The sequence below is a fragment of the Citromicrobium bathyomarinum genome, assembly GCF_038594485.1.
GTDB lineage: Bacteria > Pseudomonadota > Alphaproteobacteria > Sphingomonadales > Sphingomonadaceae > Alteriqipengyuania > Alteriqipengyuania bathyomarina_A.
In genome coordinates, this window is sequence record NZ_JBCFZG010000005.1 from 93,268 (window position 1) to 118,050 (window position 24,783).

The following is a 24,783-nucleotide window of genomic DNA, read 5'->3' on the forward strand; positions in this document are numbered from 1 at the left end:
ACCGTCGCGCCCCGCATTGCCTATCCCGCAGCGGTCGGTGGGACCATCCCACTCTCGCTCTGCGTGCGAGCGTGCCCCGCTACGTCGTCAGCGCGACGCCAGCCATGCGCGAAGCTCGGCCTGCACTCGCGGATCGCGATCGATCCGGTCCTTCAGGCTGGCAATCGCACGGTCGAGGGGCCGCTGCTGGTCGGCGGGCAGATCGGCCCGCAGCGCTTCGAGCTTGGCGAGCATTGCGGGATCGTAGGAACCGCCGACAAGACCGGCAATGAACCGGCTGCGTGCCGAGTCATCGACCAGCGCATCGACCCTTTCCAGGTGATCGAGCACGAAATCGTAAGCCAGCTCGGGGTGGCGACGCGATACCGATGCGATGATCTGCGCGCTATCGGTCGCCCCCGGCCGTTCGGTCAGCGCCAGCTGCAGCGCCTCGCGGGCGAGCGCGTCGTCCTCGGCTGCACCGGCGAGCGACCAGTACGTGCTACGCTCGACCGCGCTGGTCGCGTCGTCCGCCAGCTGCACGATGAGGTTCCAGTCCTCGCGCGTGGCATTGCGTCCGGCAATTCCCAGCCAGGTCGTCTTGAGTGGCCCGTCGAGTGCGTGCGGATCGTCTGCAAGCATAGCAAAGCGGCGGCGCGCCTCGGCGATAACCGCCGGATCGCCCATCGCCGCCATCACCCCAAGCAGCGCGCTGCGCAGGTTAGCATCGGCCACGGGCTCGCCGTCCTTGGGATCGTAGCCGAGCGCGGCAAGCCGCGCGCCGAACTGATCCTGCACCATTGCCAGCAGCTGCGCCTGTTCGCCCTCGGCATCGCTCGCCCGATCGAGCAGGCTCGCCAGCTGCGAATAGCTGCCCGCGGCTGCGGTGGCGACCAGCGGGTTCGCATCCTTGGGCACTGCGGCCAGCAGGTCGATCGCGGCGCCAAGCGGCTGGTAGCCTGAATAGGCGAGCGCCATATTGTCGGCCAGCAGCCCGAGCTGGTCGATCGGCTGGAAGCCGGGCAGCCCCTTCGTCAGCGAAGACAGCATTTCGGGCGTGTAGAGCGTGCGGAAATAGCCGAGCTGACCGCCGTTCACGATCACCGGCCCACAACCCTTGAGGCTGTAGGTCGCCTTGCCCTGGAGAACTTCGCGGGTCCCCTCGCCCGATCCGTGCGTCAGCAGCAACGGCACACGCCATGCCTGCGGGTTGGCAGCGACTTCGTCCATCCGGTCGCGGCTGAATTCGCTCTGCGAAAGGGTGATCCGGGTCACGCCTGCAGAGCAGGTCGCGCTGTCCAGTTTCACCAGAGGAATGCCGGGCTGCAGCGTGAAGTCGTGCGCGATCTCGGTCAGCCCCGGTGCCCCGGCGGCCTCGATCGCGCCCCACAGGTCGTCGCTCTGCGTGTTGCCGTAAGCGTGATCGCGCATGTAGGTGCGCAGCCCTTCGCGCCAGGTATCCTCGCCGGCGTAGGCCTCGAGCATGGAAATGACCGCCTCACCCTTCTGGTAGGTGATCGCATCGAAGGCCTGGTTGGTTTCCTCGACGGTACGGATCTTCTGCACGACCGGGTGGGTCGAGGCGAAGCCGTCGAGTCCCATCGCTGCCTCGCGGCCACCGACGCGACCCAGCAGCGGATACCAGTCGGGGTGGAGATGATCGGTCGCCTTGGTCTCCATCCAGCTGGCGAAACCTTCGTTCAGCCAGAGGTCGTCCCACCATGCCATCGTCACGAGGTCGCCAAACCACTGGTGCGCAACCTCGTGCGCCTGCACTTCGGCAATCGACTGGCGCGTCCCGGCGGATGTGATGGTCGGATCGTCGAGCAGAATCCGCTCGAAGGTGAAGACACTCCCCCAGTTCTCCATCGCGCCGAAGAATTGCGAGCTGCCCGGCCCGGCGATGTTGTCCAGTTTGGGAAGCGGGAAATCGACGCCGAAATAGTCGCCGTAATAGGGCAGCAGCTTGGCCAGTTCGTCGAGAGCGAAGCGTCCCTGCTCGCCCTTGCCCGCAGGCGCGACGATACCGACTTCGGTTCCTTCGTCCGCCATGGTGCTGAGCCGATCGAAATCGCCGAGCCCGAAGAAAAGGAGGTAGGACGACATCTTGGGCGTCGTCTGGAACACCACCTTCTTGCGCCCCTGACCCAGCGCGGTGGAGCTGGCGACAGGCATGTTGCTGATCGCCATCAGATCTTCGGGCACGATTGCGGCCAGGTCGAACGTGGCCTTGTAGCTCGGTTCGTCGAAAGTGGGGGCGAAACGCCGCGCGTCGGGCGCTTCGAACTGCGTAAACAGGCTGCGCACGTCTTCGCCGGTACGCGCGTCGGGGTAATCGAGTGCGAACAGGCCGTTCGCCTGCGTGTTGATGGTACCTGTGTAATCGGTTTCCAGCCGATAGCGTCCCGGCGCGAGGGTTTCGTCCGCCGTGAACGTGGCCGTCTGCCGCTGCGCATCGGTCGTCGCCGTCAGCTTGATCGGCGCGCCGCCATCGGCCGGCACGAGGCGTGCGCTGGTTATGTCGAGGTTGTTCGCATTGAGGGTGATCGTGGGGCTGGCCTCGAACAATTCGAAATCGACGCTGCTCGACGCGGCAAAGCTGAGCCCTTCCAGATCGGGCGTTACGGTGATGGCGTAGTGCGTCGGGGCGGCATTTCGCGGCAGGTCGCTCGTGATCGAGTCGGGCAGCGGCGCGACCGCGACAGGTGCCGGAGTGGCCTGGGCATGGGCAGCAACGCTGCTGGTCCCTGCGAGAAGGAGGGCGGCAAGGCTCGTGACATGGGCAATACGCACGCAAGGACTCCGTATGCTGATTGACTGCGGCCGGTCTGTAGCTCGCGACGGAGAGTCCTCCAAGCGACAATAGACCGGGTATCCGCCGGCCTGATGTCTCCGCATCGGCGCCGGGACAGGCCCATGCCTGGGCTAGTACTTTTTCAGGCTGACCTTGCGATGCGGATGCTGGGGACTAAGGTGCCGGTGCGCGACTTTTTGACGGAGAACACCCAAAACTTCATGCCCCAATCCGAACAGCCCGGAACCTGGCGCTTCGCGATCGATCGTGGCGGCACTTTCACCGATGTCGTCGCCACCGCACCCGACGGGCGGCTGGAGACCGACAAGCTGCTTTCGGAAGACCCGGGCCGCTACGATGACGCAGCGAGCGAGTCGGTCCGGCGACTGATGGAGCGCCATGGCGAAGCCCCGATTGCCGAGATGCGGATCGGTACGACCGTGGCGACGAATGCTCTGCTGGAGCGAAAGGGAGAGCGGCTGGCGCTCGCGATCACGCGAGGCTTCGGCGATGCGCTAAGGATCGGAAGCCAGGCACGGCCCGATATCTTCGCCCGCCATATCGTCCTGCCCGAACAATTGCCCTCTCGCGTGGTCGAAGTGGACGAGCGGGTCGCAGTCGATGGCACGGTTCTGCGCGCGCTCGATCTCGACGCTGCCCGGCGCGACTTCGCCGCGTTGCGCGAAGAAGGCTACGACGCGCTAGCCATCGTGCTCATGCACGGCTGGAACCACCGCGAGCACGAAAAGCGTCTGGCACAGCTAGCGCGCGCGCTTGGGTTCGCGCAGGTGAGCGTCAGCCACGAGGTTTCGCCGCTCATCAAGCTGATCCCCCGCGGCGACACCACCGCAGTGGATGCCTACCTCTCGCCCGTGCTGCGCCGCTATACCGACGGGCTTCAGGCAGGCTTGCCCGAAACCGGCACCTTGCGCTTCATGCAGTCGCACGGCGGGCTGGCCGAGGTCGGGGCGTTTCGCGGCAAGGACGCGATCCTCTCCGGCCCGGCGGGCGGTGTGGTCGGGATGGTCGCGACCGGCGAGGCGCTCGGCCATGGTAAGCTGATCGGTTTCGACATGGGCGGGACCAGCACCGATGTCGCGCATTATGCGGGCGAATACGAGCTGACCGGCGACAGCGTGGTCGCGGGCGTCCGGGTGGCCGCGCCGATGATGCAGATTCACACGGTCGCGGCGGGGGGCGGCTCGATCTGTTCGTTCGACGGTTCGCGCTTCCGCGTCGGGCCGGAGAGCGCGGGCGCGCATCCGGGGCCGGCGTGTTATCGCAAGGGCGGTCCGCTGACCGTGACCGATTGCAACCTGTTCCTTGGCCGGATCGACCCGGCGTTCTTCCCCAGCGTCTTCGGCCCCGAGGGCGACCAGCCGCTCGACCCGGCAGCCGCCAAATCCCGACTGGAAGAGATCGCCGCATCGCTGCCCGAGCCGAAATCGCTGGAGGACATCGCTGAAGGCTTCCTCGCCATCGCGGTCGACAGCATGGCCAATGCCATTCGCAAGATCTCGGTCGCGCGCGGGCACGACGTGACCGCCTATGCACTCGCCTGCTTTGGCGGCGCGGGCGGACAGCACGCGTGCAAGGTCGCCGACGAGCTGGGCATCGAGACGGTGCTGGTTCACCCGCTGGCGGGCATCCTCTCCGCCTACGGGATCGGCCTCGCCCCGGTGAAGGCGATCCGCGAAGTCAGCCTTGTCCGCCAGCTCGGCGAAGACTTTGCAGCGGAGCTATCCTCGCTCGAAGACGAAGCCCGGGCCGCGCTGGTCGAACAGGGGATCGCCGCCGATGCGGTCGAGTTGCACAGCCGCGCGCGCCTGCGCTTCAAGGGCAGCGATTCGACGCTGACTGTCGACTGTACCGAACCGCAAGCGATGGATGCCGCGTTCCGCATCCTCCATCGCCAGCGCTTCGGCTATTCGGACGCAGAGGCACCGATCATCATCGAGGCGCTGAGCGTCGAAGCCAGCGGCATCTCGGGCGGGCTCGGAGAAGCCGTTGCAGAGCCGATCGCCGTCGAAGGCGCAGCCACGGGACATTGGCGCACGGTCGCGCGTGCAGCGCTGGGGACAGGCGATACGGTCGATGGCCCGGCGCTGATTATCGACCCCGGCTCGACAACCGTGATCGAACCCGGCTGGCAGGCGAAGCTGGCCGAAGAAGGCAGTCTCGTCCTCAGCCGCACCGCGCCGCTGGAGCGCGACCGCGCGGCGGGCACCCAAGTCGATCCGGTCAGGCTGGAGATCTTCAACAACCTGTTCATGGCGATCGCTGAGGAAATGGGCGTCGTGCTCCAGTCCACCGCGACCTCGGTCAACATCAAGGAGCGGCTCGATTTCTCCTGCGCGCTATTCGACCGCAAAGGCGCGCTGATCGCCAATGCGCCGCATATCCCCGTGCATCTGGGCAGCATGGGCAACAGCATCGCCCGCGTGATCGAACAACGCGGCGAAGCGCGCGACGGGCGCGGTTTCCGGCGCGGCGATGCCTATGTGCTCAACGATCCCTTCCACGGTGGCACCCACCTGCCCGACATCACGGTGATCGTGCCCGTTTTCTACGATGATAGGGCCCAAGAGCCCGACGGCTTCGTCGCAGCACGCGGCCATCATGCCGATATCGGCGGGATCGCCCCCGGCTCGATGCCGCCCGAAAGCCGGACGATCGAGGAAGAGGGGGTGATGATCGACAACCTCCTGATGGTCGACGAAGGCACCTTCTGCGAGGATGCGGTGCGCGAAGCGCTCGCTTCGGCGAAGTATCCCGCGCGCAACCCCGACCGAAACCTGTCTGACCTGCGCGCGCAGCTCGCCGCCTGCACACGCGGGACCGAACTGCTGCAAGCCGCCGCCCGCGATCAGGGCGGCGAGGTCGTCAGCGCCTACATGGGCCACGTCCTCTCCAATGCGGAGGAGAGCGTTCGCCGCCTGCTGGGCAAGCTGGACGACGGCAGTTTCGAATACGAGATGGACAGCGGTGCTGTCGTGAAGGTCGCGATCCGGATCGATCGTGAGGATCGCTCGGCCGTGTTCGACTTCACCGGCAGCAGCGAGCAGCGGCCCAACAACTTCAACGCCCCGCATTCGATCACGCGCGCCGCCTCGCTCTACGTCGTGCGCACCCTGATCGACGATGCGATCCCGATGAACGACGGATGCCTGCGCCCGGTCGAGCTGGTCGTTCCCGCAGGCTCGATGCTCAACCCCGCCCCCGGCGGGGCGGTAGTCGCGGGCAATGTCGAGACGAGCCAGGTCGTCACCGATGTGCTGTTCGCCGCCACAGGACGCCTGGCGCCGTCGCAGGGGACGATGAACAACTTCACCTTCGGCAACGAGAGCCACCAGTATTACGAGACCATCGCCGGCGGCTCGGGCGCTGGGCCCGACCACGACGGGACCAGCGCGGTGCAGACGCATATGACGAACAGCCGCCTGACCGATCCCGAAATCCTCGAGACGCGCCTGCCGGTACGGTTAGACCGTTTCGCCATCCGGCGCGGCTCGGGGGGCAAGGGTGCCCATACCGGCGGCGACGGGGTCGAGCGGCAAATCACCTTCCTCGAAGAGATGCGCGCCAACATGCTTGCCAATCGACGAAGGGTCGCGCCGCGCGGCCTCTGCGGCGGAGGCGACGCGCAGCCTGGACGCAACTGGGTCGATCGCGCCGATGGCTCGCGAGAGGAACTCTCCGCCACCCAGTCTGCCGAGATGCAGCCCGGCGATGCCTTCGTCATCCTGACGCCGGGCGGCGGCGGCTTCGGCGAGACAGGCCCGGAAGGAGCATGACCTTCTTCATCCGCGGTCCATCTTCATGGACCATAGCACGGCGCTGTACTGCATCGCGAGATGGCTCTGCTGCCCTAAGCGAGCATGCACATTGGTTACGCGATTGCGCCGGGCGAGGCTTCGAAGCAGATGCTCACAACAGCGATTACGATGCCGCAATGCGCTACGTCCTCGACCCACGGGGCGAACCACTGATCGTTCGAGCTGGTCAGCGAACATTCTCGGTCGCTTCGCCGACCAACGACCAGCCACCCTTGCCGTCCGGCTCGAGCAAGGTCAGGCTGCGATAGTCGATGTCCTGATATGCGTCCTGACCCAGATAGAAGTACCACGCGAAGCCCTGGAAGACGCGCCACAGATCGGCGTCGTCGCCGAAGCCGTAGTCACCGCAAAGCTGGGCCGGGGGTTCGTCCTTCGGCTGGCGCGCGCGCTCTGCCTTGCTGACGTCGACGATGTAGCCATCGGCCACGTCATCCATCTTGCGCGCCTTGCAGCTCTTGGGGACCTCGCGCTGGCGGCCGTACAGGGCATTGTACTGGACATCCTGGGCCGGAGTTTTCTTGAAGCGCATGATGACATCGGCGTAGCGCACTTCCTCGCCCAGCTTGCCGAAGAGATCCCCATCATCCCGATAGGCGCTTTCGATCAGGTCGAGAGTGGCCATGTGTGCCCCCGCGCTCCCGTAAAGGCGAGAGGTGCGGTCGCCGCATTTGGCGGCACGATAGAGCACCATCATCCCCGCCAGCCACGCCTCGTTGATCGTCCACTCGCATGAGTCCGTCGCCAGTGCGGGCTCGGGCCCTTCGACCATATTGAGGTAGGCATAGGCGGAATCGGTGCACAGCCCGCTCAGCGGCAGTCGCGGGCCTTCGTTGCGGCAGGGCGGAATACCGTCCTCGGTCTCCGCCGCATATTTCATGGCCATGTCGTAACACTGGTCGAGCGAGCGCAGCAGGATCTCTCCCGTGCCGACGGGGAAAGTGATCTTCACCGCATCGTCTCCGGTACGGTTGCCGGGACTCTGAACCTCGAAGGTGATGTCGTCGCTAAGGTAGATATCGCCGAAAGGACCGTTGCCGTTCAGATCATCGAGGCTGGCAAACGCGCTCAGCCAGTCGTCGTTGGGGAACGCCGGGTCCTTCTCGAACCTGCCCGTGACGTTGACCGCGGTGGGCATGTCGGTGTGGAACCAGTAGGACAGTGGATACTCGCCGCCCTCCCCGAAGCTTTCGCGGTCGAACCCGTTGACCCCGAAGAGGTACCCGTCCGCCACCCGTTCGATACGGATCGCGTCGAAGGAACCGGGCAGGTTGGCGACCGCCGCGCAGCTGAGCGCGTTGTCGAACCGCTCCGAACTGGTCTCGTAAATTTTCCACGGGCCATAGTTGCCATAAGGAGTGGCGCCGTCGGAATATTCGGGCTCCACGTCCGGACTTGCCTGGGCGCTGCAGGACGCCGCAGCCAGCGCCGCAATGCTCGCGATGATTGCGTTTGCGGTCGAGTTTTTCATCGAATGTACTCCAGCAGCGCCCGCGAGGGGCTCAGAACTTTTTGCCGTAGGCGCAGACCTTCGTCATATCGCCGGTCCAGCACGCATCCTTGGTGTTGGGGCGCGTCATGATCCCGATGTCCTGCCAGTTGCCGTCGCTGTCGCGGAAACGCCCGTAGGCAGCGGTGCGGGTGTCGGCTTCGAGGTAGATTTCCTCGAACTGCTGATTCATCGGATATCCGTCTGCCCGCGAGATGCCGAAGCTCGCCCCGCCTTTCGCGTTGAACTTGCACGGGCCGCTGTAGGAATATCCTTCGAGCGTAACGTCGCAATTGGCGTTCACGCCATTGGCCAGCTCGTCGGCGGTGGGCATGCGATATTTGCCGTTGCCCTTTGCCTTGGAGTCGGCCTTGGGCGCGGTCGTCGACTTTGTCGGCGAGGGCGCAGGCGTTGCGGTGCCATTTGCGCCGCCCGATGCCGCCATCTCTGCCTTCATCGCGGCCGTCTCCGCCTTCGCGGCAGCGGCCTCGGCCTTCGCGGTCGCAAGTTCGCCCTTGTCATCGGCGCTCTTGTCGCCGCACCCGCACAGTATCAGCGCGCAGGAAATCGTGCAGAGTACCCGCTTCATAGTAACCTCCGGAATATTTGCAGAGAAGATGATGCGCCAGGCGCCATCTAATGTTTCGGTCTGACGTGGCCCGTTCATGACGCTATCGTCGATGAACGGGCCAGAATGCTTTCAGGTATAGTTCTTTGCGATCAGGAATTGGGGGTGATGGTGCACGTCCCGGTGATGCCGCTGTTGGCGTCGGCACTGATACGCCGCATCGTGCATTCGCCGGTGCTGACGACGTAATCGCCCGTGTAGACAACCATGTCGTTGCGGCCGCCGGTCGCCTCGTTCTTGCCAAGGGCAAGAAAGAACTGCGCATTCACGCCATCCGAATGCTGGAGCCACGTGCCGACAACCCGACCATTATATTTGACGGTGAAATCGCCGCCCAGATCGTAAGTGTTCGTGAAGTTGGCAGTGGTGATGCCGAACTTGACACCGTTCTTGTTGTACATGTTCGTCCGGCCCGACTGGGCGAGCGCGGCGGTGCCACCGAGAAGTGCGATGGACGCGACGATGCCTGCTAAGACTGCTTTCCTATTCATGGGTCTCTCCAATCCAAAAAAGTGGGTTTCAACGATACTCTTCACGCATTCGGGCGGTGGCTGCGGCACGGCAGTCCGATCCGCCGAATTCCTATTTCACCTGGCTCCAGCGCCCGTCGCTGCCCTTCGAAAGGAGCGTGAAGGAGCCGGGATCGACTTGCCAGAGGTCCTGCCCGAGCTGGAAAAACCAGCTGTGGCCCTGGAACACGCGCCAGAACGAGGATTCGTCTTCGCTGAGGCCGAAAGGGCCGCATGCAGTGCGCGGACCATCGGGCGATGCCTTGGCGGCCTGGGCCTCGCCCACGTCCACCACCAGTGCGTCGCGCGGCCAGAAATCGACGCCTGCGTTGCGAACCATGCAACCTTGTCCTTCCTGCGGATCGTCGATCGCATCGCGGGCAATGCGCAGGAGGTTCGCGGTTCTGTTGCTGTCGTCCGAGCCGGTAACGCGGACCAGGACCTCGCCCTTCAGGGCATTCCCGGCATCGCCATAGGCAGCCGTGTCGTAGGCAAGGTCGGCCATCCCGGCCCCCTCGCTATAGGCAAGCCGCGTCGCCTTCCCGCCGCACTGCAAGGCGCGATAGAGCAGCACATCGTCACCGAAGCGGGTTTCCTGCACGATCCAGCCGCACCCCCTGGGTGCCTCTGGCGGGGTGCCGCCGGGCGTGTTCAGGTAGTCCGCTGCGCGGCTGGCGCAGATGCCGGTAATGGGAAGCCGATCGCCATCGGCGGGGCATTCGGCGCTGGCCGCCACCGTGGCCGTGCCCCTCGCTGCCGCTGGCGTATCGCGCCCGGCGTCGTTGCAACTGGAAAGGAGCAACACGGCGGGTACCAGAATTGCGACCCCGTACCTCATCCGTGTTCCCCCTCCCGTCCAGGCACGATGGAGGGTAGAGCGTGCGGCGATGAACGGAACTGGTAGGTCTACTAGGCCCGGCAGAGGCTGGCCCGGCGGCGCGTGATGCCCGCCGATGCTACAGGTCGAACTCGTCGATCAGCTGTTCTCGCACGGCAATCGCCGCGGCTTCCGCGCGGTTGGCGACGCCCATTTTCGCAAGGATCGCGCCGACGTGATAATTCGCGGTCGAGACCGAAAAGCCGAGGTACTTCGCAATCTCGGGATTGGTGAAACCCTTGGCGAGCAGGGCGAGCACGCGGCGCTGCTGCCCCGTGATCGCGCCTGAGAGATTGGTCGTGCGGCTCGCCGGGCCCGCTGCGACAGGTCGCTCGATCAAGGCGCCCCCTGCCACCTTGCGGATCGCATCGACCAGTTCGTCGAAGCTCACCGACTTGGGCAGGTGGGCCGACGCGCCACTTGCCACCATGCTCGCGACCATGTGGTCCTCTGCAAAGGTACTGAGCCCGATGATGCGGATATCAGGATGCGCGCGGTGGATACTCTCGGTGGCGGCAAGCCCGCCCATCCCGGGCATGCGCAGATCCATCAGGACGATGTCGGGCGACAGCGTGCTGCACAGGGCCAGCGCACCCTCCCCGTTCTCCGCCTCGCCGACCAGATCGATGTCGTCCGCGCTCGCCAGCAGTTGCGCGATGCCGCGGCGGACCATCAGGTGGTCGTCGACGACTAGAACCCGGATCTTCGCGCTCATCCCGCTACCTCATCCAGATCATCGTGACCCGGCAACCCTGCTCCGGCGCAGTTTCGATTTCAAGCGTCGCGCCGATCGCCTCTGCCCGCTCGCGCATGATCGACAGGCCCAGCCGCTCGCGCCGATTGCCCTTCGCCAGATCGAAGCCGCGCCCATGATCGGTGACCGAGAGGATCGCGCGATCCTCCAGCGCATCGAAAACCAGCTCTGCCTCCCCCACCCCGCTGTGTTTCAGCACGTTGTTGAGCGATTCCTGCGCCACACGGTAGAACATCGCGGAAACCTCCGCAGGCAGTTCCGCCCCCTCGTTGATCTCGGCATCGATATTGAGCGCGTGCAACCGGGTGAAGCTGCCGATCAGCTGGCCCAAGCGGTGCGAAAGCAGCCATTGTGCGCCCTCGTCGCGCAATTCGGACAGCAGCTGGCGCATCTCGCTCAGGGCATGGCGGTTTAGACGCGCGACCTGCTCCGCCGCTTCGCGATCGGGTTCGGCAAGGTTGTGCAGCCGGCTTGGCAGCGCGCTCGCGTGGAGCGCGGCCGAGGCCAGAGTCTGCGCCACCGCATCGTGAAGATCGGCGGAAAGGCGCGCGCGCTCTTCCAGCTTGGTCGTCTGGATCGTCATGTCGGCAATCTCTGCCACCCGGTCCGCTACCCGGTCTTCCAGCCGCCGGGTAAGCGCGGACTGTTCGCGCGCAAGCGCGTTGAACGATTCGATCAGAAACCCGATCTCGTCGCGGTAGGCGACCGCAACCTGCGTGTCGCTCTCCCCATCCCGGTAACGGCGAATTCCGCTGAGCAAGCGTTCGAGCGGGGCGAGCAGGAAACTGCGGAAGACCAGCGGCAGACCGACCAGCGCAGCGAGCGCGGTGAGCAGGATGAACAGCACGAAGGGCGCGTAGAGCCGGTCCAAATAGGCCAGAAAGCTGCGGTAGAAGTCGTGCAGCATTGAGGGGCCCGCGCTCGTATCCGGGCCGGGCGTGATGCCGATGATCCACGGCGCGTTAAGCGGGCTGAGAACCGCGTAAGGCGGCGCGGGCGGGACATCGAGATACTGCATGTCGATCCGCCCGTCGGCGTGGAGGATCGTCTGCAACTGGTAACAGATCGCAACCTCCCGGGCATTGCAGCGGTCGCGGCGCGTGATCACCAGCCTTTCGCTGTTTGCAAAGGTGGTGATCTGCGTTCCCGCGCTCGGCCGGTCGGCCAGCATGGGATAGATGGCGGGCTGGTTCCCCGCCCCAAACGCCGCGTCGACAGGCTGCGGCATCCGCTCGAACCCAATCGTGCCAAGGTCGCTCACGTAAAGGCGATGGTATACGCGCCCGTAGAACGGGAAGGCGAATGGCAGATCGACGCGCCCTCCCCCTGCCCCAAGCACGGGGCCCCTCACGCGCTCGGGCAAGAAAGCCGTCGATTGCGCGACATAGCCCAGGTTGCCTCCACGTGGCGCGAACAGCAGCGCCTCGCCCGATGCGGGCAGGTCGGGCGCGCGGAATTGATTTTGGAATGCGGGCGCAACGACCCACGCCGTGCCGTTCACCGCACCCAGAAGCACCGCGAAACCGATCACGGTCAGCTTGAACAGGAAGGTCGTGCGCTCGGGCAGATAGCCGATCAGCACCAGCGTCAGGCCGACCAGTTGCAGCAGCCCCAGCCAGCAGATCAGGATATCGAAAGGGAAATGCGCGCCCAGGCTTTCGTCCGGGAAAAACAGGGCTGCCGTGTGCAAAATGGGAAGGATCGTCAGGATCAGGAAGGCGCGCGCGACCTGCCCTTCGCGCGTCAGCCCCGGGCGCCAAAGCAGCGCGATCTTCGCAAGCGGGCTTGGCCTTCCTTCGGGTGGCAGCGCGCTGGCCTGTGCCGCAACCAGCTGACGCCAGAACACCACCGCCGCCCATATCATGACCACGTGCATCCACACGGCCATCCACTGCGGCCGCCACCACGCCACTTGTTCGAGAATCGCCAAGTCCGCACGCACCGCAATCGCGATCTCGGCCATTAACAGCCCGAACAGCACCGCCATGACGGCCATCATCTCGCGCCGGCTGCGCGGGAGCGGTTTGGGAAACAGGTAGGCCAGCAGCACCAGCGCGATCGGCGCGATGCTCCCGAAAGGGCGTGCCCACGGCATGGCGAGCGTGGACCACGCGTCCAGCCGCGACCACGGCATCGCGTAGCTCAGCCAGCCCCCGGCAGCCAGCAATCGCACCATGGTCGTGGCGAAAGTCGGCACCAGCGAAAGCATGAGGATGGCGAACGCCCAGGTCGGCGCGTGGAATCGCCCCTGCCGCGATTCGTGGATCGCCCTGCGAAGCATGTACGCCGCCAGCACGAGCGCCAGGAGGAGCTGGCTCAGGTAACCGATCGCAGCCGGATGCCAGAACAGCGACGCGACTGGGGGGGTGGCCGCACTCCAATCCATCGCCCGAAATGCTGCCCCGCTATTGTCCCCGGGCCTCAATCTACCTCGGAATCACGGCTACACAATTGCGGTGTTGTCGATCGGTCATTCGCAGCTTGAGCGAAGCGGATGAGGACTAATCGTCAACCCTCACGATGGCCCCCACATGAAAAGCGGCTTGCGATTCATCCCACCATTGGTTCGCATCCCTGTCGTCCGCATTGGCGAACCGGACCGAATAGCGAGTGTCCTGCGAAAGGCTGGCCGACCCGTCGCGAAGGGCGAGGTACAGGTCGTAATCCCCTGCGGGTAAGCTGCCATCAGCAGCGATCTCGAAACAGAAGCCGCCCTCCTGGCCCGGCAACATCTCGCTAACGTTCGGGGAGTCCTCCGTGGTAGAGACACGTTTCACAGTGCGACGGTTTTCAAGGACGAGCTGGAAGTTCTTCGGGTTGTACATCCGTGCCCAGCCAGAGTTCGCGAGCAGGACGCAAGCCCGGCCCTTGTCCCCGTGCCGGACGACAGATGGAAACTGCATCTTCTTGAGAGACAGACGATAGCCCATCCGGTCTGCGACGGTGCCGATGCATCCTTCCCGTTCCCACCGTTCGTGGAAGATGGGCCGATAATAGCCTGCGTTGAGATAGGTAAGGCCGAACATGGCCCCTTCGGCGAGAATATCCGTGCAGCTTGCCCGGGGTTGCGGGTCCGAGGCGGCAAGGGGATTGCATGTTTCACCGCCAAACGGCGCATCGTTGGCCAGACGCGCCATAGCCGCTCTCTGGCGTTCCCGCTCCGGTTCGTCCTCAGAGAACGTGCCGACGTCGGTCGGGCTCGCCAGGAAGCAGTCGTTGTGAAAACCGATCGAAGCGCTTGCGGATGCCGCGCTATCCTTCTCCATCCACTCCTCGATATAGGGAGGATACCGCAGCTGTACGAACCGCTCGGGCGGAGCGGCGGATGTGAGCGCGCTCAAAATCGCTTCCCGTGCCGCCGGGGCGGTCAACTCGTTCGATGATGTATGCCATTCTCCCCAGGCGCCGACAAAGCCGGCCTGGAGGAAAGCGATCACATCGGCATTCTTTCGCAGCACCGGCTTGAGCTGCTCGATATGTTGCAAAACGCGGTCCAGCGAAGCGTCCTCGGCCTGCGCGTAATCGGTCTCGCCGTGCGGATAGTTATAGACCGGGCGGATGATCAGCTTCAGCCCCTCCGCACGGGTCCGCTCGAATCCACGATCGAGCTTTGCGAGGAACTGTTCCGAAAGCGGCCGATCCCTGAAATCATCCAAGTCTATGCGCACGTACATCAGGCGATGACCCTGTGCGAAGGTCTCCCTCAGCTCACGTCTGGTCAGCTCTTGCAAAGGAACCGTAGCGGACTTGTAGAACCCCCTTTCCGGGTTCGGATAGGAACCGTTGTCCGCGGTAAACGCGATGGTCGAGAGGCGGTTCGCATCGGCTTCAGCCGGGTGGGCAAGACCCTTCGATACACCGAATGGCGCGCACAGTACCAGAGTGGCGAAAGCGAAATAAAAGAAACGATCTCTGGCGAGAGCCGCCATCCGGATGGAACCGAACCACCGCAGACCCATGGAAATTCCCCTTTTTCCTTTGAAATCCGACCTTCATTTTTTTTCGTTTGACCAATTATCATATTTTTGCAAGTTCTATCGCTGGCTGGCTCTTGGATGGGCCATGGACCGCATGGGGAGATGAGGGATGACGGGATTGATGAGGGTGCACGCACTGAGCAGTGGTGCCGCGACGGATGAGTTGCCGACAGACGAAATTTTTACCGGTGGGGCAGGCCGCACTCTTGCCGGCCGGAACAAGCGACGCTTCGGTCTGTCTGCTTCGACCTGCGCGCTTCTGCTTGGCGGTTCCATTCTCGCTACATCGATCGCCGACGTAGCGCATGCGCAAGAGGCCGCCGACGAAGGCGACGAAGCGTCCAAGCCGGTGACGGACGAATCCGGTGACAACGTGATCATCGTGTCCGGCATCAAGCAGAGTCTGGCCAATGCCCAGGACATCAAGAAGAACGCGGACACGGTCGTCGATGCGATCACATCGGACGATATCGGCTCGCTGCCGGACCGTTCGATCAACGAAGCGCTGCAGCGCGTTCCTGGGGTCGCCATCACCCGGTTCGCTTCGCCGAGCGATTCCGCCCATTTCTCCGTCCAGGGTTCGGGCGTGACTGTGCGTGGCCTCAATTACGTCCGCAGCGAATTCAACGGCCGCGACGCTTTTTCCGCCGACGGCGGCAGGTCGCTGGGCTTCGATAGTGTTCCCGCCGAACTCGCCGGGACGGTGGAGGTCTACAAGAACCTCACCGCGGATATGATCGAAGGCGGCATTGCCGGCACTGTCAGCATCAACTCGCGCAAGCCTTTCGATTCCAACGATCAGGTCATCTTCCTTTCTGCGGGCGCGAATTATGGCGATCTCGCCAAGGAACTGGCGCCTTCCTTCGTCGGGCTTTATTCCAACCAGTGGGAGCTGGGCGACGGGAGCCGTGTCGGTCTGCTGGTCGGCGGGAGCTATTCGAAGCAGTTCAGCCGGGCCGACTCCATTTTCCTCAACGGCTTCCAGGCACGCTTCAACGCGCCCTGCCCGGACGGCCGCATCATCAACGAAGGCCAGCCGTATGCGCTGCGAGTCTGCGACGAGTTTCCGACTCCGGCTGGCTATGACCAGGTCTACACACCGCTAGGCGCGGGCTTCAGGTCTCAGGATTTCGAGCGCGAGCGCAACAGCATCAATGCGGCCCTGCAATTCGAAAATGCCAGCGGCAACCTGCTCGTCACCGCAGAATACATCCGCTCGGAATTCAACGAACGGTGGACCGAACGCACGATCGAGAGCGACAACTGGTTCCCCGATGCAGGCCAGATCTTCCCGGCCGGATATCTCAATCAGCCGGGGTTCGTGTACGACCCCGATGCCAACTTCATGTACGATGAGAATGGCGTCTTCACGTCGGGCACGCTGGTCCACAGCGGTGGCGGTGTGACCGGCCTGTGCCAGGGTTCGTCGACCGACTGGTGCAACTACGATCAGTTTATTCCCGGCGGGATCTTCACCAAGCTTTCGAACCGGTCGGCATTCAACGACGTGAAAGCGCAGGATGCTTCGATCAATGTGCAATGGTCGCCAACCGACCGCCTCCACATTCAGCTCGACGGCCAGTACATCAAATCCGACGTCCGGAACGCCGACGACGCGATAAACTTCAATACGTTTACCAACGTGTCGATCGATCTCACGGGGCAGTATCCCGATGTGAACTTCGTGACCCCGGGTTTCGACACGTCCACCTACATCGGCAGCGGCGATGCGACCTATTACCGCTCAGCGGTCGAAAACCGTGCCATCAATGAAGGTGACGAATACGCCCTGCGCGCCGATCTTTCGTATGACCTGTCCGAAGACAGTTTCCTGCGCGAGGTGCGGGGGGGCGCGCGCTACGCCAAGCGCAAGCAGACCGTTCGTACCAACGAATTCAACAACTGGGGCGGATTGTCGGAGACCTGGATCGAAGGTGGTCCAGTCTTCGTCAGCAGCGACCCGTCTGTCGTGAGCTCTTACGATTATCCGGACTTCTTCCACGGAGAGGTCGGGGCACCTCCGGGCGCCCTGTTCGTCAAGGACTCCATCCTTGAAGAGCGCGGCGCTTTGATCGATCTGGCAAGCTCGATCGCGCCCCCCGGATATTTCACGCCGATCGAGGATCGCGGCACGGATCTCATCGAAGGCTACTTCCTGCCCGGTGAAGTCTTCCCGAACAGCGAAGAGACTGTGGCAGCCTACCTTTCGGGCAGCTTCGGAGCCGATCTCGCCAACGGGATGAAGATTTCGGGCAATCTGGGCGTTCGCTACGTCCACACGACCGACGAATCCAGCGGCGCCGTCAACTTCGCTCCGTCGAGCCAGGTCATACCGGACGCATTCGGCGGAGACTTCGGTGCCTATTGTGCCGGTTTCGCGGGCTCCCCGGGCGGCCAGGTGCCGGCGCTTTGCCAGCCGGGAGTAACCGCCGCCGAGCAGCAGGCAGCACTGGACTTCGCCAATGGCGCGTCGGCCCCCAATGTCGCCAAGAACAGCTTCGACCACTGGCTTCCGTCCTTGAACGTCCGGCTCGACGCGAGCGACGAACTGGTGTTCCGCTTTGCAGCGTCCAAGGCCATCTCGCGCCCCGACTTCGCAAACCTGCGCAATTATGTCGGGCTGACGTACAACGGGCAGACGGGTGGCTTTACGGCTCGGTCGCTCAACCCGTTCCTCGAACCGGTCGAAGCGTGGCAGTTCGACCTGACGGCGGAATGGTACTTCGACACAGTCGGATCGCTGACGCTGGCGATGTTCTACAAGGACATCGACAACATCGTCGTCTCGAACCAGGTCTATTCGAGAGACCTGACGAACAACGGCGTGACCCTGCCGGTTTCCGTCAGTGGCCCGGCCAACAGCACCGGGAGCAGCAAGATCAAGGGCGCGGAACTCGCGTACCAGCAGACCTTCGATTTCCTGCCCGGCGCTCTTGCAGGCTTTGGCACGCAGTTGTCCTACACCTACATCGACGTGGGCAGCATCGTGATCGGGCCGCCGGCATACGCGCCTTCCAACAACCTCACAGAGACCGGCAACCAGCCGACCATCGATATTACCGGCCTGTATGAGAACCTGCCGCTCGAAGGACTTTCGAAGCACAACTTCAACGCCGCGCTGTTCTACGAGCGTGGACCGGTGCAGGCGCGCTTCGCCTATAGCTGGCGTTCGCGGTTCCTGCTGACACGGCTGGATTGCTGCTTCCCCTTCGGCCCGGTGTATCAGGAAGCGAGCGGTCAGCTCGATGCCTCGCTCGGGTTCGACATCACCGATCGCTTCAAGATCGTGGGCGAGGTGCAGAACCTGCTCGACACGACGCTTAAAACATCGTTCGTGCTGAACGCCGACGGGCAGCGTGCGCCCCGGTCGTGGTTCAAGAACGATCGCCAGTTTGCCGTGTCGGCCAGGTTCAAATTCTGATCGACGAATGACAAGAAAAGGCGGGGCGGCGAGACGTCGTCCCGCTCTATTTATGGGGAGCGGAAAATGAAAACTGGCTCAATCAAGCATGCGCGGCAGGGCGGCCCAGGTCGTCGGGCTCTTGCGAATTGGGCCGCATCCGGCCTGCTTTTGTGCGCAGCGATCCCTGCTCAGGTTCAGGCCGAGGATGCGCAGGCCGCGCTCTCTCCGAGTGGCGAGTATTCGGTCTACGAAACCGAAGCAGCGCAGACACCGCCGATGGGCTGGAATCCGTGGAATGCTTTCCGCACCGATGTAGACGAGCAAAAGATTCGCGGCTCTGCCGAGGCACTGGTCAACAATGGGCTGGCGCAGCTGGGCTATCGCTACGTCAATATCGACGATGGCTGGGCGCTCCAGCGGCGCGATGACGGTTCGCTCAAAATCCACGACACGATGTTCCCGTCTGCGGTGGTCGACGGTCATCCCAATGGCAGCTTCGTACCCTTCACCGATTTCATTCACAGCCTCGGCCTGAAGGCGGGCCTCTATACCGATATCGGCCACAACACCTGTGCCCAGCGCTGGGACGCAACCAGCCCCAACCTGCCGGTGGGTTCGATCGCCGAACGGCAGGTCGGCAGCATGGACCACGCCGAGCAGGACATGAAAACCATCTTCGGCACCTGGGGCTTCGACTACGTCAAGATCGATGCCTGCGGCGTCGCCGACTATGCGCCCGATGTCGAACCGGTCCAGTCCGGGCGGTTCAACGTGTTCCCGCCCTATATCGTGCGCGGCGACATCCCCAATTCGGACCCGGATGCGGTCGAGGCGCTCTATGCCGACCTTGGCACGGCGATCAAGGAATGGGGCGGCGACGACGCCGTGCTGAGCATTTGCGCGTGGGGCGAGGCGCTCTCGCCGCGCTGGGGCAACAAGCGCGGCAACCTGTGGCGTACCAGCCCAGATATCGAGTTCCATTGGGAGAGCATGCTGCGCAATATCGACAGCGCAGTCGACCGGACGCTGTACGCCGGGCCGGGTCACTGGAACGACCCCGACATGCTCGCCATCGGCCACGGCGACTTCGACGAGAACCACCTCACCGAAGCGCGCGCGCACATGAGCATGTGGGCGATCATGGCCTCCCCGCTGCTGATCGGATACGACCTGCGCGACGCGCCCCAGCCCTTGCTCGACATCCTCGGCAATCGCGAGGTGATTGCGATCGACCAGGATGCGGCTGGCAACCAGGGCGTGCCCTATCGTGACGGCGAAGCGATGGTCGTGGTGCGGACCTTGGCCGGCGACGGCGCCAGAGCGGTCGTCTTCTTCAATCGCGGGGACGAGCCCGTTTCGGCGACGGTCGACTGGACCCAGCTGGGCTTCGCTCCCGGCAGCGAAGCGAGTGTCCGCGACGTCTGGACGCACGAAAACCTCGCAGCCGCAAAGGGCGCCATTTCCGTCGATCTCGGTGCGCACGAGGCCCGCCTGTTCCGCTTGAAAGGCACCCCGGCAGATGCCGACGCCGTATGGCTGGACGAAATGCCTGGCCGCATCAATGTCGCGGTCGACGGGATCGGCAATCACAGCCTGCCCGAAGGTTGGGTTCCGGCTCGCGTGGCGGTAGCGCCCGACGGCAGCGCCTTCGTTTCGCAGGGCACGAGCTTTGCCAAGGGCATTGGCCTGTTCGCCAACTCGCGGGTCGAAATCCGCACCGATGGCGAGTTTGCGAAATTCGATGCGAGCCCGCTGGTCCTGAACGGATCGGGCTCGGTGCGTTTCCTTGTTTATGCGGACCGCAAGCTCGTCGGCGAAACCACGGTCAAAGCAGGCAAATCGGGCAAAATCTCCGCAGACATCTCGTCTGCACAAGTGTTCGAACTGGTGGCGATCGCCTCTTCCGTCGGTGGCGAGCGCCCGCCGATGATCGCCTGGGCGGACGCGAAGCTCCAGCGCTAGGGCTTCACGTGCCGGCGCGCGCCGTTACCGCGCCGGCATCCCCCGCTGACGGGCCCAGCGCCGCACGGTGCATCGGCAGGCGCGCCGCCATGTTGTGATGGACCTGCCGCATACGGCGCATCGCTTCTGCCAGACTTTCTCCGTCGAGTGCCGCGCACAGCGGATCGTTAGCCAGCGGCACAAGCCCCTGCCCGTTCAGCACTGCCGACCAGCTGGCGATCGAGAAAAGCTCGTCGTCATAGCGGAAAATCCGCCCCTTCTGCCGATACAGTTCGAGCCGCGTCTTCAGGCTGTCCGGAATATCCATGGTCCGAACGTGGTTCCAGAACGGCGTGTCGTCGCGGCGGGTCACATGATAGTGGGCGACGATGAAATCGCGGATGGCAGCGTAGCCCGATGTCATCAGCCGGTTGTATTCGTCGCGCTCCACATCGGCGAAATTCCGGTCGGGAAACAGCGCGAGCAGCTTGGCAATGCCGGTCTGGATAAGGTGAATGCTGGTCGATTCCAGCGGCTCGAGGAAACCGCCTGCCAGGCCGAGCGCTACGACGTTGCGATCCCACAGTCGCTCGCGCACGCCGGTTGCGAACCGCAGCGGGCGGCACTCCCCCAATGGCGGCGTCTTAAGGTTGGCCAACAGAAGTCGCTCGGCCTCATCGTCATCCATGAACGCGCTTGCATAGACATGGCCGTTTCCCGTCCGATGCTGCAGAGGAATGCGCCATTGCCACCCGGCCCCGTGGGCGTGTGAATTGGTGAAGGGTGCAATCTCCTCATCCGCGGCGCTGGGTATCGCCAATGCCCGGTCGCACGGCAGCCAGTGCGACCAGTCGTTGTAACCCACGCCGAGGGCGCCCCCGAGCAGAAGACTGCGAAACCCGCTGCAATCGACAAACAGGTCGCCGGGAATGCTCGCCCCGTCCTCACGCCTGACGGACGAGACGTAACCGCTTTCGCCATCGAGCTCGACATCGACGATGCGGCCTTCCACCCGAACCACGCCGCGCTCGATCGCATATTCGCGCAGAAACGCGGCGTAGAGCGTGGCATCGAAATGGTAGGCATAGCCGACGTTCGACAGCGGCGATCGCGGGTTGGCGTCGGGACGCGCAAAGCGTCCGTTGCGCGCGGCGACCGCGCTCATCGAATAGTCCTCCAGCTGACCCACACCCTCCTCATCGCGCAGCCACGACCAAAGCTGATGGAAGGCGATCCCATCGAAGTCGCGCCCGGTCTTGCCGAAGGGGTGGAAATAGCGCTCGCCGACCTGCCCCCAGTTCTCGAATTGGATGCCGAGCTTGAAGGTGGCTTTGGTGGCGTCGAGAAATGCCTGCTCCTCGATCCCGAGCAGTTCGTTGAAGCCGTGGATCGGGGGAATGGTCGCTTCGCCGACGCCGATGGTCCCGATCGCGTCGGATTCGATCAGCGTGATGCGGCGCACACCGCCAGCCAGCACGCGCGCTGCGGCGGCCGCCATCATCCAGCCAGCCGTGCCCCCGCCAACGATAACCAGATCGCGGATCGCGTTGTTGTCCGGTTGAGTCATCGCCTCGTTATTCTCCCGATCCATTCTTCGTAGCGCGGCTGCGATGCGACAAGCCTGCGCACGTCTTCCGCGCGGTGGGACAATGCCGCTGCGGCCTGATCCGCGGGGACCGACCGGGCGAGCGCATCGAAACCCGGTGCCGCATCGAACAGCGCGGCGAGCGCGTGCGCCCATGCAGCATCGCTCACAATCTCGGCCTCACGAACGGGGGTTCGGCCCGTTCGAGTAAACCGGGCAATTATCGACGCCAGCGGGGGCGTTGTGACGAGTGCCCGCGCCTGCTGCCAGAAGGCACCGCGATGCTGCGCCCCGGCATGGAGAAGCGCCACGAAATCGCGAACCTCGTCTGACAGGATGGCCGCCCGTCGGTTGTATTCGCGTTCGAGCAGCGGGTCCGGCTCGGCACCGGGCATGAGTTCGAGCAAGAGGCCGAGATGCAGCAGGGCCAGTGTGAAGCCGAAATGTCCCAGCGGCCCCGGAACGGCGGCGGCATCGCCCAACGCGATCCTGTTCCGCGCCCACGGCGATGCGAGGCGGCCCGGCGTAAACTGGATCTTGATCGCGCTCGATGGCGCGTCTGGAATTGCCGAAGTGTCGTTGGACACCGCGATATGATGTCGCCTGCCGGGACCGCAAATTTCGGCCTTCCATCCCCAGTCGAATGCTGCATGGTCATCCACCAGCGACACCACCCCTTCGGCCTGCCAGTGCAGCAGGTGATGGCCGGGTATCGAGGTGCCCCAATCCTCGAACTGTGGGGCGTCGGCACTCTCAATGGGCGGACCACAATCGATGCACAGATCGGCATCGATCGCAGCACCATCGGCTTTTGCGAAGGTAACGCCTGCCCGCTCAGACAGCGTGCGAAGCGCGCGCGCGAAACGATCGGGGTCCAGCCGCAGCGCGTAGCCGACACCGTCCGCCCCCTCGGGCCTGAACCGACCCGCCTGAGCGAAGGCCAGCGCTGGCGAGAAAACCGAAGGATCCGCTTCCCCACTGTGCAGCCGAGCAATCGGTCCAAACGGAACGCCCGATACCGGAGGCTCATGCTCCTCGACCGGGATCATGAAAGGATCGCCGTGCCAGCCTGCAAATCGGTCGGCGATCCTGTGTGACGCGAGGCCAGAGCGAACCAGCCCTACTTCGTCGAGCCCAAGCGCATGCAACATGGGGAGTGCAGGCGGATAGATTACCGGGAAGCTGTCGGCCAATGTGGTGCCGCCATCGACGGGCTCTATAACGCGAACAGAACACTGCTGAACAGCACGCTTGATTGCGATCGCAGCACATAGCGCGACCGCTCCATTCCCGAAGATCGCGGCACTTGCGATCGGTCTGCGAGCATTGTGATCCATCACACGTTCGCACCCAGCGCCGCCTCATGCGAAGGCATCGCGCGCACCCCCGCAGCGATATGCCGCGACAAGCCCACCAAGGCTTTTTCCAAGCCTTCGACAGCGGGCACCTCGGCCCGCGGATCCCAGCCCTCGGGAACGACGCCCTGCCCGATCATCACGGAGATCCAGCTGGGTTCGAGGAACAGCCCGCGCCGATACTGCGGCACCACAGCGCATCTACGCCAAAGCTCCAGCTTCTCGGTGAGGCTGTCGGGAATATCCATCGTTCGAACGTGGTTCCAGAACCCGGAGTCCGCGCGCTCGGTGGCGTGGTAGTGCAGGATCAGGAAATCCCGGATACGCGCATACTCGTAATCCATCTGATGGTTGAACGCATCGCTGTCGCCCGGATCGGCGGGGCCATTGGGGAGATTCTCCAGCAATGCGGTGATCGCGGCCTGGATCAGGTAGATGCTGGTCGATTCCAGCGGCTCCAGAAAACCAGATGCAAGACCGATAGATACGACATTCCCGGTCCAGCCGTTCCGCCGCCGCCCGGCGCGGAAGCGCAGCATACGCGGTTCGGCGAGCGGGTTTCCTTCGATGGCCGAAAGCAATGCAGCTCTCGCATCGTCGTCGGTGCAATGGGCGCTCGAATAGACATAGCCGTTGCCGACCCGGTGGCGCAGCGGGATGCGCCAGCGCCATCCGGCAGGCATGGCAATCGCCCGAGTGAAAGGCTCTATGCCTTGGTCGGCAGGCTCACACGGGACCGCCACGGCCCGGTCGCACGGGAGCCAGTGCGACCAGTCTTCCCATTCGGCATCTCCGATCAGCACGGCGCGAAAGCCCGAGCAGTCGACGAACAGATCGCCCGCCACCCTCTCGCCGCCTTCCAGCACCAGCGCAGCAACCCGGCCCCGCTCGTCGCGTTCTACCGACACCACCCGACCCTCTGTCCTGCGGACGCCGCGTGCCATGGCGCGCTCGCGCAGGTAGGGGCCGAACAGCGTCGCATCGAACTGATAGGCGTAACCGAAGCTTTCGACCGGATCGGCGTCCTCCCGCGGATGCGCAAAGCGAGCGGCTTCTGCGGCCATCACCGCGAAGGAATACTCGTCGATGCGCGATGCGACGCCTGCGGCTCTGGCGCGCAGCCAGAAATGGTGGAAGCCGACATCGGCGAGCGGGCGGCCATAGGTGCCGAAGGGATGGATATACCGTTCCCCCTGGCGGCCGAAGCCCGAAAACTCGATCCCGAGTTTGTAGGTCGCCTGGGTGGCGGCCATGAACTCCTGCTCGTCGATGCCCATGCGCGTTATGAAGGCGCGCAAGTGCGGCAATGTGGCTTCTCCGACACCGACGATGCCGATGTCTTCCGATTCCACCAGATGGACCTCGGTGGCGGCGCCCGTCAGCGTCGCAAGAGCGATTGCGGTCATCCAGCCGGCGGTTCCCCCACCAAGGATGACCACGCGAAGTGGCTGGGTCTCGCTATCGGAATTCGCCGCGGTCATTATGCCAGCCCCGCTCTCACCAGGTCATGCCTTTCGCGGTCACCTGTATTTCCCCCAAGCTACGCAATCTTCCGCCCGGAAACTTGCACCTTCAACCAAATCAGGGCAAACGGAAATCGCTCTTTTGTATCGTTTTCTTTCGATATGCATGGAGACAGCTTCGATGCTTTGAAAGCGG

The 24,783-nt window shown here is 64.0% G+C and carries 14 protein-coding genes; 3 read left to right on the forward strand and 11 right to left on the reverse strand.

Features of this window, described 5'->3' with window-relative positions:
• Positions 1-87: 87 nt before the first annotated feature.
• Entirely contained in the window at positions 88-2,772 is a 2,685-nt protein-coding gene (locus AAG591_RS11130) for a M1 family metallopeptidase (protein WP_342531358.1), read from the reverse strand.
• 222 nt (positions 2,773-2,994) lie between these two features.
• Between AAG591_RS11130 and AAG591_RS11135 the strand changes: the two genes are divergently transcribed.
• The gene (locus AAG591_RS11135; protein ID WP_342531393.1) at positions 2,995-6,567 is read left to right on the forward strand and encodes a hydantoinase B/oxoprolinase family protein; all 3,573 of its coding nucleotides are present in this window, start codon (positions 2,995-2,997) and stop codon (positions 6,565-6,567) included.
• Positions 6,568-6,775: 208 nt separating this feature from the next.
• Here the strand turns inward: AAG591_RS11135 and AAG591_RS11140 are convergent, their stop codons facing one another.
• The 7 genes from AAG591_RS11140 to AAG591_RS11170 all read right to left on the reverse strand — a co-directional run bounded on the left by AAG591_RS11140 (position 6,776) and on the right by AAG591_RS11170 (position 14,792).
• Positions 6,776-8,077, reverse strand: a complete 1,302-nt coding sequence (locus tag AAG591_RS11140; protein WP_342531359.1) for a hypothetical protein — start codon at positions 8,075-8,077, stop codon at positions 6,776-6,778.
• 31 nt (positions 8,078-8,108) lie between these two features.
• A complete protein-coding gene (locus AAG591_RS11145; RefSeq protein WP_342531360.1) occupies positions 8,109-8,684 on the reverse strand; it encodes a hypothetical protein in 576 nt (191 codons plus the stop codon).
• A 131-nt stretch (positions 8,685-8,815) separates the two neighbouring features.
• Positions 8,816-9,214: a hypothetical protein gene (locus AAG591_RS11150; protein ID WP_342531361.1), complete on the reverse strand. Its 399-nt coding sequence runs from the start codon at positions 9,212-9,214 to the stop codon at positions 8,816-8,818.
• A 91-nt stretch (positions 9,215-9,305) separates the two neighbouring features.
• A complete protein-coding gene (locus AAG591_RS11155; RefSeq protein ID WP_342531363.1) occupies positions 9,306-10,070 on the reverse strand; it encodes a hypothetical protein in 765 nt (254 codons plus the stop codon).
• 118 nt (positions 10,071-10,188) lie between these two features.
• Positions 10,189-10,824, reverse strand: a complete 636-nt coding sequence (locus AAG591_RS11160; RefSeq protein ID WP_342531365.1) for a response regulator transcription factor — start codon at positions 10,822-10,824, stop codon at positions 10,189-10,191.
• A 4-nt stretch (positions 10,825-10,828) separates the two neighbouring features.
• Positions 10,829-13,249: a histidine kinase gene (locus tag AAG591_RS11165; RefSeq protein ID WP_342531367.1), complete on the reverse strand. Its 2,421-nt coding sequence runs from the start codon at positions 13,247-13,249 to the stop codon at positions 10,829-10,831.
• A 115-nt stretch (positions 13,250-13,364) separates the two neighbouring features.
• Positions 13,365-14,792, reverse strand: coding sequence for a DUF4874 domain-containing protein (locus AAG591_RS11170; RefSeq protein ID WP_342531369.1), 1,428 nt, complete (start codon positions 14,790-14,792; stop codon positions 13,365-13,367).
• Positions 14,793-14,961: 169 nt separating this feature from the next.
• Here AAG591_RS11170 and AAG591_RS11175 point away from each other — a divergent pair, with 169 nt between their 5' ends.
• Positions 14,962-18,261, forward strand: a complete 3,300-nt coding sequence (locus AAG591_RS11175) for a TonB-dependent receptor (RefSeq protein ID WP_342531371.1) — start codon at positions 14,962-14,964, stop codon at positions 18,259-18,261.
• Between the two features lie 66 nt (positions 18,262-18,327).
• Positions 18,328-20,205 (forward strand): NPCBM/NEW2 domain-containing protein, encoded by a 1,878-nt coding sequence (locus AAG591_RS11180; protein WP_342531373.1) that lies wholly within the window; start codon positions 18,328-18,330, stop codon positions 20,203-20,205.
• A 4-nt stretch (positions 20,206-20,209) separates the two neighbouring features.
• On the opposite strand, the gene AAG591_RS11185 is transcribed toward AAG591_RS11180, so the two are convergent.
• Genes AAG591_RS11185 through AAG591_RS11195 form a run of 3 tightly spaced genes read right to left on the reverse strand, consistent with a single transcriptional unit; the run spans position 20,210 to position 24,605 of the window.
• Positions 20,210-21,775, reverse strand: a complete 1,566-nt coding sequence (locus AAG591_RS11185; protein ID WP_342531375.1) for a tryptophan halogenase family protein — start codon at positions 21,773-21,775, stop codon at positions 20,210-20,212.
• The gene (locus AAG591_RS11190) at positions 21,748-23,106 is read right to left on the reverse strand and encodes a tryptophan 7-halogenase (RefSeq protein ID WP_342531377.1); all 1,359 of its coding nucleotides are present in this window, start codon (positions 23,104-23,106) and stop codon (positions 21,748-21,750) included. Before AAG591_RS11190 ends, AAG591_RS11185 begins: the two co-directional genes overlap by 28 nt.
• On the reverse strand, positions 23,106-24,605 hold the full coding sequence (locus AAG591_RS11195) for a tryptophan halogenase family protein (RefSeq protein WP_342531378.1): 1,500 nt from the start codon (positions 24,603-24,605) through the stop codon (positions 23,106-23,108). The genes AAG591_RS11190 and AAG591_RS11195 overlap by 1 nt, the downstream gene beginning before the upstream one ends.
• Between the last annotated feature and the right edge of the window lie 178 nt (positions 24,606-24,783).